The 11,830-nt window shown below is 72.9% G+C and carries 10 protein-coding genes; 8 read left to right on the top strand and 2 right to left on the bottom strand.

Annotation, left to right across the window (positions count from 1 at the left end; translation table 11 throughout):
• The first annotated feature begins 339 nt into the window (after positions 1-339).
• On the top strand, positions 340-1,818 hold the full coding sequence (locus NAEX_RS40685) for a DUF1254 domain-containing protein (RefSeq protein ID WP_170136428.1): 1,479 nt from the start codon (positions 340-342) through the stop codon (positions 1,816-1,818).
• 119 nt (positions 1,819-1,937) lie between these two features.
• Here the strand turns inward: NAEX_RS40685 and aac(3) are convergent, their stop codons facing one another.
• Positions 1,938-2,759, bottom strand: a complete 822-nt coding sequence (gene aac(3), locus NAEX_RS40680) for an aminoglycoside 3-N-acetyltransferase (protein WP_170136427.1) — start codon at positions 2,757-2,759, stop codon at positions 1,938-1,940.
• A gap of 73 nt (positions 2,760-2,832) precedes the next feature.
• Between aac(3) and NAEX_RS40675 the strand changes: the two genes are divergently transcribed.
• A complete protein-coding gene (locus NAEX_RS40675; RefSeq protein WP_170136426.1) occupies positions 2,833-3,276 on the top strand; it encodes a hypothetical protein in 444 nt (147 codons plus the stop codon).
• A gap of 63 nt (positions 3,277-3,339) precedes the next feature.
• Here the strand turns inward: NAEX_RS40675 and NAEX_RS40670 are convergent, their stop codons facing one another.
• A complete protein-coding gene (locus NAEX_RS40670) occupies positions 3,340-5,610 on the bottom strand; it encodes a S46 family peptidase (RefSeq protein ID WP_096332839.1) in 2,271 nt (756 codons plus the stop codon).
• 190 nt (positions 5,611-5,800) lie between these two features.
• On the opposite strand from NAEX_RS40670, the gene NAEX_RS40665 reads away from it, so the two are divergent.
• The 6 genes from NAEX_RS40665 (at position 5,801) to NAEX_RS40645 (ending at position 11,420) form a co-directional block, all read left to right on the top strand.
• A complete protein-coding gene (locus NAEX_RS40665; protein WP_096332838.1) occupies positions 5,801-6,856 on the top strand; it encodes a diacylglycerol/lipid kinase family protein in 1,056 nt (351 codons plus the stop codon).
• Between the two features lie 246 nt (positions 6,857-7,102).
• Positions 7,103-8,107, top strand: coding sequence for a DUF3829 domain-containing protein (locus NAEX_RS40660; RefSeq protein ID WP_096332837.1), 1,005 nt, complete (start codon positions 7,103-7,105; stop codon positions 8,105-8,107).
• A 58-nt stretch (positions 8,108-8,165) separates the two neighbouring features.
• Complete coding sequence (locus NAEX_RS40655; RefSeq protein WP_096332836.1) at positions 8,166-9,206, top strand: zinc-binding dehydrogenase; 1,041 nt, start codon at positions 8,166-8,168, stop codon at positions 9,204-9,206.
• Positions 9,207-9,321: 115 nt separating this feature from the next.
• Entirely contained in the window at positions 9,322-9,462 is a 141-nt protein-coding gene (locus NAEX_RS51505) for a hypothetical protein (protein WP_170136425.1), read from the top strand.
• Complete coding sequence (locus NAEX_RS40650) at positions 9,459-10,199, top strand: class I SAM-dependent methyltransferase (RefSeq protein ID WP_096332835.1); 741 nt, start codon at positions 9,459-9,461, stop codon at positions 10,197-10,199. The genes NAEX_RS51505 and NAEX_RS40650 overlap by 4 nt, the downstream gene beginning before the upstream one ends.
• Positions 10,200-10,343: 144 nt before the next feature.
• The gene (locus NAEX_RS40645) at positions 10,344-11,420 is read left to right on the top strand and encodes a GAF domain-containing protein (protein WP_096332834.1); all 1,077 of its coding nucleotides are present in this window, start codon (positions 10,344-10,346) and stop codon (positions 11,418-11,420) included.
• Positions 11,421-11,830: the final 410 nt, after the last annotated feature.

The raw sequence follows: 11,830 nt of genomic DNA, 5'->3' as shown, positions 1-11,830 counted from the left end.
CGGCACATCCACGCTCGGCTCGCGACATGTCCCTCGGCACATCCACGCTCGGTCGCCAGGTCCGCCTCGCGGCACGTCCCCGCGGCACACCCGCACCGAGTGGCGACCCGTCTCGAGGACATCCGCGCCAAGGCCCCCCCTGTCCCCCCGGGCATCCCCCGCCGCCGAGTCACGACCTGTCTCGAGGGACATCCGCGCCAGGGCCCCCTGTCCCCCCGGACATCCCCCGCCTTCCCACGACACGTCTCCCCACGACCCCGCGCCCGCCGCCCGCTCGTGCCCCCCGATCCCCGCGTCGAGCCTGCTTGCGCCGCCGCGGGCCTCGGCCAGCCTAGCCCGATGCATCGCAGCTCGTCCTGCCGCTCGTTCGTCCCGCTGCTCTCGGCGGTCGTCCTCGCGCTCGCCTGCCACCGCGACCCGCGGGTCGCCGTCGCGCCCGCGCAGGAGCCCGCGCAGGACGTCCCCGCGCCGGCCGAGACCACCCCCGAGCCGCCGCCCCCGCCTGCGGCTCCGCCGACCGCCGACCCGCAGCTGCGGCGGGTCGCCGAGCAGGTCTACACCTTCGCCTATCCGCTCGTGCTCATGGACGTCACCCGCCAGGTGATGACCGTGCAGACCCCCGTCCACACCTTCCAGCACCTGCGCGCCTACCCGAGCGCCAAGTTCCGCGACGTGGTCAGCCCCAACGCCGACACCCTCTACTCCTCGGCCTGGCTCGACCTCGCCCGGGAGCCGATCGTCCTGAGCATCCCCGACATGGGCAAGCGCTACTGGCTCATGCCGATGCTCGACGGCTGGACGAACGTGTTCGCCTCGCCGGGCACGCGCACCACCGGCAACAGGGCCCAGCACTTCGCCGTCGTCGGCCCCGGCTGGCAGGGCCAGCTCCCCGAGGGCCTCGTCGAGCTGCGCGCCCCGACCGACATGGTCTGGATCATCGGCCGCACCGAGGTGAAGAACCCGCTCGACACCCTCGCCGTCCACAAGCTGCAGGACCAGTTCAAGCTCACCCCGCTGTCGGGCTGGGGTCCCATGGCCGTCGCCCCCGAGCCGCCGCCGCCGACCACCGGCGTCGACGTCGGCACCCCGCCGCCGCAGCAGGTCTTCGCCATGCCGCCCGAGCAGTTCTTCGCCCGCCTCGCCGAGCTCCTGCCCGAGAACCCGCCGGCCGACGCCGACGCCCCCATGGTCGAGAAGATGCGCGAGCTCAAGCTGGTGCGCGGCGAACCGTGGAGCGCCGCCGACCTCGCGCCCGCGGAGGCGCTCGCGCTGCGCGAGGGCGTCGAGGACGCCCGCGCCGAGCTGGCCGCGGCCGCGCGCCACCTGCCGGGCGACAGGGTCAACGGCTGGCGGATCGTCGGCGACACCGGCCAGTACGGCGTCGACTACGAGCGGCGGGCCCTCGTCGCCGAGGTCGGCCTCGGCGCCAACCTGCCGCAGGACGCCCTCTATCCGGCCACCAGCGTCGACGGCAACGGCCAGCCGCTGACCGGCGCCCATCGCTACGTCCTCCACTTCGACAGGGGCGAGACCCCGCCGGTCCACGGCTTCTGGTCGGTCACGCTCTACGACGACCAGCACTACTTCGTCGACAACCCCCTGGGCCGCCACGCCCTCGGCAGCCGCAGCAAGCTGCGGCGCAACAAGGACGGCTCGATCGACCTCTATCTCCAGCAGACGTCGCCCGGCCAGGCCCGAGAGGCCAACTGGCTGCCCGCCCCCGCCGGCCCCTTCAACCTCGTCATGCGCCTCTACTGGCCCGAGGAGCCGGCGCTGCGCGGCGACTGGGTCCCCCCGCCGGTCAGCCGCATGCCGTGACCGGCGCCGTCCCGCCGGGCTGACGCGCTGACCTCCGAAACATGTCCCGGCGGACATGCTGCAATAAACATGTCTTTTCGAGCATGCTCTTGGTGCAATGCCCCAGGGGACATGCCCGCTCAGGCGAGCTGCGCCGCCGTCGCCGTCATGATCGGCACCGCGAACTCGACCAGCGCGCGGGCCGGCAGCAGGTGGCTCTCGGCCGCGCCGATCGCCCCGCTGCGCGCCAGCCCGGCGGCGATGAAGCGCTCGACGATGGTCCCGAAGAACCGGTCGGGCCAGTCGCAGACGTTGTTGTTGGTGTCGAACTCCTCGACCTCGATCCACGTCCGGACCCCGTCCTGCAGCACCGGCACGCGCACGTGGGCCAGCCGCTTGCCCTCGATCGGCGCCACCGCCTCGGCGTAGTGGAGCAGCGTCACCTGGTCGAGGTCGGATCCGACCAGCAGCACCTTGCCGCCGATCTCGCACAGCCGCGCCAGCGGCGAGCCCTCGCCGAGCCCGTAGTTCGGCCCGTGATCGCGGGTCAAGAAGTCCGCGCGCGCGCCGACGGCCGCCATGCGCATGCCGGCGTTGGCGCTGCAGCGCACGCGCGGGTGGCCGCGGAAGAACTCCGGCAGCACCCCGAATTCGCGGTTCGCTCGCGTCAGGTAGGGGTCGAACGGCGGACAGTGCTCCTCGATGAAGCGCTCGTCCTCGGGCGAGTACAGCCCGCGGCCGAGGTCGTCGTACGGCGACGGGCAGCCGAGATAGACCAGCATCGTCCCGGCCTCGCCGACCGCCGCCAGGATGCCGTCGATCAGCGCGTCGGGCCCGCCGAGCAGCGGCCCGACCGCGCGCAGCGACGCGTGCACCATCACCGTGTCGCCGGGCACGACGCCGAGCGCCGCACAGTCGCGCGCCACCATCTCTCGAGTCATCCGCGGACAGACGAAGTTCACGGCCGCTCCTGTCGCCGACCATAGGCCGGACCCGCGCCGGCGACAAGCGTGGGCACGGGTGTTACAAGCAGACATGGACCCGCACGTCCTCGATCTCGGGACGCACATCGGCCCGACTCTGGTGCGGCGACAGTTCCTCGACGCCCACCCGCGCGTCGGCGACGCGCTCGAGCGGGACCACGCGCGGATCGTCGTGTTCGAGCCGGACGACCGCATGGCCGCGTTCTTCCCGGCCGTCCAGCGCGCCCTCGACGTCGCCCTGCCGGCTGTCCCTGCGGACATCTTGCCGCTGTTCGTCGCCCTCGTGGTCCTGCCCGACCTGGTCGCCGCGTGCGGCTACGACTTCTCGCGCACCCACGCGCCCGTGCCCCCGCTCGTGTGCCCCCGCGGCGCCTTCCTCGGCTACATCGCCATCGGCGAGGGCGGCGGCCTGTTCTTCGCCGCCGACGGCCGCCGCGGCACCCCCACGCCCGACGCCGTGCTCGCCGTCCTCGCGCGCGCGGCCGGGCGGCCGTGAAGACGACGACGACCCCGGGAGCCGCGCCCCCGAGGTCGTCCTCGCCTCACCGCGCTCGCGGCCTCAGATCGTCGGCGTCACGCCGAGCTCGGTGAGCAGGTGGTCGGCGCCGTCGACCGCGTCCATCACCCACAGCACGTAGCGGATGTCGACGTGGATCGAGCGGGTGATCGGCGGCATGAACACCCAGTCGCTGGCCATCGCCTCGATGTTGCCGTCGAACACCAGGCCGGTGAGCTCGCCCTTGGCGTTGAGCGTGGCCGAGCCGGAGTTGCCGCCGGTGATGTCGAGGTCGGCGAGGAAGTTGAGCGGCACCTCGCCGAGCTCCGGGGCCGCGTAGGGCCCGAACTTCTTGGCCGTGATCGCGTCGAGGGCCGCCTTCGGGGCCGCGAACGGCTCCTCGCCGGTGTTCTTGGCCACCATCTCCGACACCGTGGTGAACGGCCTGTAGATTGGCGCGCCGGCCGACGGCGAGTAGCCGCGGATCGTCCCGAAGGTCACGCGCAGCGTCGAGTTGGCGTCGGGCGCCAGCGAGCCGTTGTGGTAGGCGCGCAGCGCCTCGATGTAGCGCGGGCGCAGCGCGGCCATCGCCCCGGTCGCGGCCTCGCCCTGCTTCTTGTGCTCGTCGACGAGCGGCTTCAGCTTGAGCGCCAGCTTGATGAACGGGTCGGCGCTGGCCTTGACCGTCTTGGCGCTGGCCGCACGCAGCGTCTCGAGCCGGACCACCGCGTCGCCGAGCTTGGTGCCCTTGTAGATCTTGTCGAGCGCCCGATCGATGTCGTTGTCGGTGATCGTGCCCTTCTTGCCGACGATCGCCGTCAGCACCTCCGGCCGCTCGGCCTCGGGCAGCTTGGCCGCGCGCTGCAGGTACAGGCGGAACACCGCGCGGTCGAGCTCGGGGTGGTAATTGGCCTGCAGCGCCTGCATCGACTGCTCGAGGTCCCGCTCGTCGCGGGCCTGCATGCCGAGCTTGCGCTGGTCGTCGGGCTTGGCCCGCTCGTCGGCCAGGCGCACGATCGTGTCGGCCGCCTGCAGCAGCAGCGAGCCGCGCACCAGCTCGTCGTGGGCCGCGTCGCGCTCGCGCGTCTTCGCCTTCTCGCTCGTCAGCGCCGCCATCTGCGCCAGCACGTCGCCGTACTTGGCCTTGCGCGCCTCGTCGGCCTCGATCCACTTCTGCAGCTCGCCCTCGATGCGGGCCTTGTCGGCCGCGACCCCGCCCTTGACCAGGCCGTCGCGCATGCCGCGGAAGTTGAGCAGGTAGTTGTTGAGCCCGCGCAGGCGCGAGGCCCCGGCGATCTGCGCCTTCGGGTCCTTCTTGCCGATCCCCTCCATCACCGCGATCAGCTCCTCGTAGAGCTGGATCTGCCGGCTGTAGTACCAGTCGGCCGCCTGCTGCGCCTCGGCGGCGGTCTTGAGCCGCTGCGTGCGGCCCGGGTAGCCGGCCACCATCACCAGGCTGCCCTCGGTCGCCTTGTCGGTCGCCACCTTCAGGAAGTGCTTCGGCTTGTACGGCACGTTCTCCGGCGAGAAGTCGGCCGGCTGCCCGTCCTTGCCGACGTACGCGCGCAGGAACGAGAAGTCGCCCGTGTGCCGCGGCCAGCGCCAGTTGTCGATGTCGCCGCCGAACACGCCGATGCCCTCGTGCGGGGCGTAGACCAGGCGCACGTCGCGGAGCTCGGTCTGCTCGATCTGGAAGAACTGCGCCCCCTCGTAGAAGCTCGCCACCGTGCAGCGCACCCCGGTGCGGCCGCCCTCGCAGGTGCCCACGAGCTGCTTGCGGCGATCCTCGATCTGGCCGGCGCGCTTGTCGTCCGCCACGCCCTCGAGCCCGCCGAGCACCTTGTCGGTGACGTCGGTGAACGCGGTCGTCACGAACACGCGCGCCGCCGGGCCGCCCGACTTCTCGTCGGCGCGGGTCTTGGCCAGGTAGCCGTTGTCGAGCAGGTTGTTCTCCGGCGTCGAGTTGGCCTGCAGGTAGCGCGTCACGCAGTGGTGGTTGGTGACGATCAGGCCCTCGGGCGACACGAACGAGGCCGAGCAGCCGCCGAGGCTGACGATCGCGCCGAGCGGAAACGCCGTCGGGTCGGTCAGCGCGGCCGGGTCGTAGGCGAGCCCGAGGCTCTTCAGCGTCTCGGCGTGGGCCGTCATCTGCCCGGGCATCCACATCCCGCCGGGGTTCTCGAACTTGACGGCGGGCTGGGTGGGACCTGTCTCTTGGGCCACACTCTCGCCGCCGGCCGGCGTGGCCGAATCGGCGCCCTTGCCGGCGCAACCGGCGAGGAGGAGCACGAGGGTGAGGCTGGAAGGCAGCGCGGCAGGGAGGGTGCGGAGCATTCCGGATGGGTATCAGATCCGCGCGGCGGCTGCGCGAGGCGTTCGCGTGACCTCCCCGGGTGCCGGGCGCTGAAACCCGCGCGACGGCGCGGCGAGCCCCGCGCCGCGCGTGAGGCCCGTGAGCTGCACCCGTGCGCCCCCTCGCGCGGACTTGCCCGCCGCGGGCCCTGAGGTTTAGCCTTCCGCGGCCGTGCCTCGCCCTCGCGTCTCGCTGCTCGTCGGCAACCCCACGGCCCGCAGCGGCAAGGCCGAGGCGGCGATCGCCGCGGCGATGGAGGGCCTCGCCCGGGCCCGGCTCGAGCCCGAGTTCTTCTCGACGCTGCCGCAGGGGGCCACGGTCGCGGCGCTCGCCGATCGGCTCGAGCGCGGCGACGTCGCCCGGGTGATCTACCTCGGCGGCGACGGCACCTTCGCCGAGACGGCCAAGGGCATCATCCTCGCCCGCGAGCGCTGCGGCATCGACACGCCGATGGGCATGTTGCCGATGGGCACCGCCAACGATCAGGGCCGCAGCTTCGGCGTCCACGCCGGCCTCAAGGCCCTGCCCGACAACATCGCCATCATCGCCGCCGGCGTCGAGCAGTGGCTCGACGTCGGCGAGGTCGAGGCCTGCGACGCCGCCGGCGAGGTCGTCGACCGCGACCTCTGGTTCGACAGCTGGGGCCTCGGCCTGTCGGCGCAGATCCTGGCCAAGCGCAACCGCGACCGCAAGATCGTCGCCAAGATCCCGGTGCTGCGCCAGCTCTACCGCGACAAGCTGGTCTACATCCGCGCCGGCCTGTCGAGCCTCGCCAAGAACGCCCTCAAGTCGCTGATCGGCAAGGCCCGCTTCGCCGCCCTGATCACCATCGACGGCGAGACGCGCGAGCTCGGCGGGATCAACGACATCGTCATCAAGGGCACCCTGCTCTACGGCGGCGACTGGATCTTCGACCCCACCTCCAAGCCCGACGACGGCAAGTTCGAGGTCATCATCGTCGAGAACCCCGCCGACTGGGGCGCCACCACGATCCGGGCCCACAAGCGCAACCCGGTGACGAGCGACGACCTCGCGGTCCTCGGCCTCGCGCCGAAGCAGATCCCGCGCGGCTCGCAGATCGAGGTCAAGATCTTCCGCCCCGCCGGCATGGGCCCGGTCCCCTCGCAGATCGACGGCGAGGAGTACGTCTCGACCGACCACTACCGGATCCGCAACCTCTTTCACTACCTGCGCATCATCGTCCCCGAGGACCCGCACTGGGTCTGACCGGAAGCACGGTCACCGAGGGCGAAGCGCCCCCCTGCCCGGCGCGTCGCAATCCCTTCAGCTCGTGCTCGGCGCGGTGGTCGGGCGCCGCGTCGCTCGTGTCTCGCACCGCGCGCGACCCCACGGCCGGTCCGCGTCGCTCGTGACCCACGTTGCGCCCCGCCCCGCCGGATCGTCGGGCTCGCTGGCCGCCCGGACGCTTGCGGGGCGCGGCCGGCCCGTGGCACGCTTTTCCGCCGGTTCGGCATGTCTTCGGGCCCGGCCACGCACCTCTCTCGGCTCCGCGGGCCCCTGCTCGCCGCGCCGCTGTGCGCCGTCCTCGCCTGCAACGGCGGCGTCGAGGGGCTGCAGCGGCAGATCAGCGAGCGCCTGCAGCAGGGCCTGACCGCGACCGACAACAAGCGGCCCGAGGAGCCCGACCGGCTGCCGCCCGAGCTCGTCCTCAACAAGCTGCGGCTCTACGTCGACTGCGTCGGCGCCACCCGCGTCCCGCTGTACGACGCCTACCGCGAGGGCGCGGCCGCGTTCGCCGGCCGCACGCGCACCCCGCCGGCCGAGGTCCCCCCGCAGGCGCTCGGCGAGTGCGACAAGGCCGAGCGCGAGGGCCCGCTGCTGAAGCCGCCGCAGCCGGCGCTCGAGCAGGCGCTCGCGGTCTACAACGACACCTCCAAGGTGTTCGCGGCCACCATCGACGCTGTCCGCGAGGACATGTCGCAACGGTCCTCCTCGATCGAGGAGGACGGCGAGCGCTCGCCGATCTACAACAACTTCAGCGACGCCTACCGCGCCTGGGACGAGTCGCGGCGGGCGCTCGAGGAGCAGATCGCGGCCCGCCAGGGCCGGCTCGACGCCGCCGTGCTGGCCGAGATCGAGGCGCGCGCCGGCGCCGGCCTCGAGTGGCACACGCGCAACGTCATCATCCAGGCCAAGCCGTACGTGCGCTGCATCGGCGACCACGACGAGTTCACCGCCGGCGTGTGCGACGCGTTCCACACCGCTTTCACCGCCGCCTACGCCGAGTTCCGGGCCGCCTACGACTCCGACCCCGCCGCCGCGGCCGCGGTGTTCTGGCTGCCGCAGTTCGCCGCCAGCCTGGCCGAGTACGCCGCCGCCGCCGACGCCCTGGCCCAGGCGATCCGGGCCCGCAAGGCCCGCTCGGGCGACATCAGCGCGGTCGTCCAGGAGTACGGCGACGCCGTCCACGACGGCGAGACCGTCAACTTCGCCCGCCTGCGCCAGCGCCCGGCCTGAACGTTCGCACCTGTCCCTCGCACCCTGTCCTTCGCAACCTGTCCTCCAGAACATCGCCATGAGAGCCGTCGTCCTCCGCCGCCACGGCGACCCCAGCGTCCTAGAGCTCGCCGACCTGCCCGATCCCGAGCCCGGCCCTGGCCAGGCGCTGGTCGAGGTCCGCGCCTGCGCCCTCAACCGCCTCGACATCTGGGTCCGCGGCGGCATGCCCGGCCTCAAGCTGCCGCTGCCGCACGTGCTCGGCAGCGACATCGCCGGCGTCGTCACGGCCGTCGGTCCCGGCGTCGACCCGGCCAAGGTCGGGGCCGAGGTCGTGGTCAGCCCCGGCGTCTCGTGCGGCCAGTGCGAGGCGTGCCTGTCGGGCTGGGACAACCTGTGCCCGAAGTACGGCATCCTCGGCGAGCAGTTCCCGGGCGGCTACTGCGAGCGGATCGCCGTGCCGGCGCAGAACCTGCTGCCCAAGCCCGACAACCTCGACTTCGTCGCCGCCGCCGCGATCCCGCTGACCTTCCTCACCGCCTGGCAGATGCTGGTCGTGCGCGCCCAGGTGAGGCCCGGGCAGACGGTGCTGATCCACGCCGTCGGCAGCGGCGTCGGCGTCGCCGGCCTGCAGATCGCCCGCCTGTTCGGCGCCCGCGTGATCGCCCTCGCCAGCAGCGACGCCAAGCTGGCCCGCGCGCGCGAGCTCGGGGCCGAGCTCACCTTCCGCAGCGACGACTCCGAGTGGGAGCGCCGGGTGCGGGCCGTCCCGTGGGTGCAAAAGCGCGGCCTCGACGTCGTGTTCGAGCACACCGGCGCCGCCACCTGGGAGGCCAGCCTGCGCCTTTGCAAGCGCGGCGGCGTGATCGTCACCTGCGGCGCCACCTCGGGCCACGCCGCCACCACCGACCTGCGGCAGGTGTTCTTCCGCCAGCTCCAGGTCCTCGGCAGCACCATGGGCAGCAAGTCGCTGCTGTTCCCGCTCCTCGCCCACGTCGGCCGCGGCGAGCTGAAGCCGATCCTCGACCGCACCTTCCCGCTCGCCGAGGCCGAGGCCGCCCACCGCTACCTCGACCGCCGCGAGCAGTTCGGCAAGGTCGTCCTCACCTTCGACCGATGACCCGCCTCGCTCCATCACCTGTCCTTTCGGGCAGCCGCCTCGCCGGCCCGCCGCGTGCCGCCCGCGTCCTCGACCGCCGCGTACCGTCCGGCGAGGTCGTCCTCCCCTGCGACCGATGACCCGCCCCGCGCCATCACCTGTCCTTTCGGGCAGCCGCCTCGCCGACCCGCCGCGCCGCGACCGCGGGCAGGCCGCCCGCCGCGACCTCGACCGCCGCGAACCGCTCGGCGAGGTCGGCCTCACCTTCGACCGATGACCCGCCCCGATCCATCACCTGTCCTTTCAGGCAGCCGCTTCGACTACCCGCTGCGCCGCGCCCGCGAGCTGTGCGGCGGGGTCGTCGTCGAGCTCGACGTCGTCTCCAGCCTCGACGCCGCCATCGACGCCCTGTGCGACGAGGTCGGCCGCAGCATCGACGACGCCGAGGCGCTGCGCCTCGTCCCCTACTTCGGCACGCTGTGGCCGGCCGGGCGCGCGCTGGCGGCCCACCTCGGCGAGCGACCGGCCCTCGTCCGCGGCCGCCGGGTCGTCGAGGTCGGCTGCGGCGTCGGCCTGCCCGCCCTCGTCGCCGCCCGCCTCGGCGCCCACGTCCTCGCCAGCGACGCCCACCCGGACGTGCCGGCCCTGCTGCGCCGCAACGCCGCCCTCAACGACGCCGTCATCGCCTACCACCCGGGCGACGTGGCCGACCCCGACGCCCTGGTCGCCGCCCTCGGCACCGCCGACGTCGTGCTCGCCAGCGACGTGGCGTACGAGGCACGCCTCGCCGAACAGGTCGCGCCGGCCCTGGCCCGCCTGTGCCGCCCGGGCGGGCGGATCGTCCTCGCCGACCCGGGACGCCCCCTGTTCCAGACCACCGTCAACGCCCTCGAGGCGCTCGGCTACCGCAGCGAGGTGGAGATCCGTCGCGCACGCCGCGGAGACGACAGCGCCACCACCGGCGCCGCCGGCACCGACGGCGAACAGGAGGTCTTCGTCGTCACCTTCGAGTGACGCGCGGCCGAGCCCGATCGGCCGCGAAACCGCCTGCGCCCCGGCCGCCCGGACCTGTCCCTCCAGACATGTGACGCCGCTCCGGCGGTCCAGCCGCTCGCGCGCTCCGTGTTGCCGGTCATACTTCGCCTGTGGAGGGGAAGCATGAATTTGCTCGACCGAGCCGCGCGGATCGCCGCAGCCGCGCGCATCGCCGAGGACCCTGACCGAGCCAGGGCGCGCGTGCTCGCCGAGCTGATGTGCGGCGACGACGAAGCGGGCGACAACAAGAACCTCGCCCGCCAGCTGAGCGCCCTGCTCGAGCTGTCCCGCGACCGCGAGCGACCGGACGTCGACCTCGCGACCGGCCTGAGGCGGATCACCGAGACCGCCGTCGACATTTTGAAGATCCACCGCGCTGGAGTGTGGTTTTTCACCCCCGACGCCTCGGCTCTGGAGTGCGCCGACCTGTACGACGTGGCGACGGCCGCGCACTCGTCCGGCGCCGTGCTCTACCGCTGCGACTTCCCGATCTATTTTGCCACCCTGGCGACCACCCGGGTGCTGGACGCCTCCGACGCGCAGACCGACCCGCGCACGCGCGAGTTCGGGACCATCTATTTTCGCCGGCACGGCGTGTCGGCGACCCTCGACGCCCCGATCCGCTCGCGCGGCGGCCTGTCGGGCGTGCTCTGCTGCGAGTACATCGGCGACCCGCGCGTGTGGACCGACGACGAGCTGGCGTTCGTCGCCTCGCTCGCCGACGCCGTCACGCTCGTGCTCGAGACCGACCGCCGCCGCACCGCCGAGCGCGACCTGCTGCACAAGATGTCGGTCATCCACGCGCAGCGGCAGGAGATCGCGCGCCTCACCTCGCCGGTGCTCGAGATCTGGGACGGCGTCCTCGCGGTGCCGCTGATCGGCCACCTCGACGGCGATCGTCAGGCGGCCACGATCGGCGGCCTGGCCGAGGCCATCTCGCGCCAGCAGGCCGCGTGGGTGGTGCTCGACCTGCAAGCCCTCGAGACGATCGACGGCGTCAACGCCGAGTCCGTCGCCCAGATCGCCCACGCGGTCCGCCGCCTCGGAGCCGCCTGCGTGCTGTCGGGCGTCTCGTCGGACGCCGTCGCCCAGCTCGTCGCCCTCTGCCCCGAGCTGGCCCGCCTGCCCGCGACCACCAGCCTCAAGTGCGGGCTGCAGCACTGCCTGCAGAACTCCTGTCCCGAAGGCCAGCTCGCCTGAGCGAGCAGATCGGCGCCTTGTGCATACGGCTCGCGTGGCCTGCCGCGGCAGGACCACGCAGCGAGGCTCGCGGTCCTCGCTCCTCACGACGAGCCCACCGGTTCTCGGGTCCTCGTGCGGAACGCGGCGCGATCCTGTGCCTCGCTGCTCACCGGCGAGCTCACGCGGTTCGCCTTCTTGCTCAGGTCGAGGCACGCGGTCTTTTGCCTCGCTCACGTCTCTCGGCCCCTCGCTGGGAGCGAGGCACGCGGTCTCGTGCCTCGCTCCTCATCGACAAGCCCACCGGTTCACAGGTCCTCGCGCGGAGCGAGGCACGCGGTCTCGTGCCCTCGCTCCTCGCCGGCGAGCCCGCGGTCTCGTCGGCTCCACCGCTCGACCTTCGCCGCTGAACATGTCCCGAAGGACAGCCA

It is taken from the genome of Nannocystis exedens (genome assembly GCF_002343915.1).
Lineage (GTDB): Bacteria > Myxococcota_A > Polyangia > Nannocystales > Nannocystaceae > Nannocystis > Nannocystis exedens.
The sequence above is the reverse complement of the archived record's forward strand: the minus strand, read 5'-3'. Positions and strand labels throughout refer to the sequence as shown.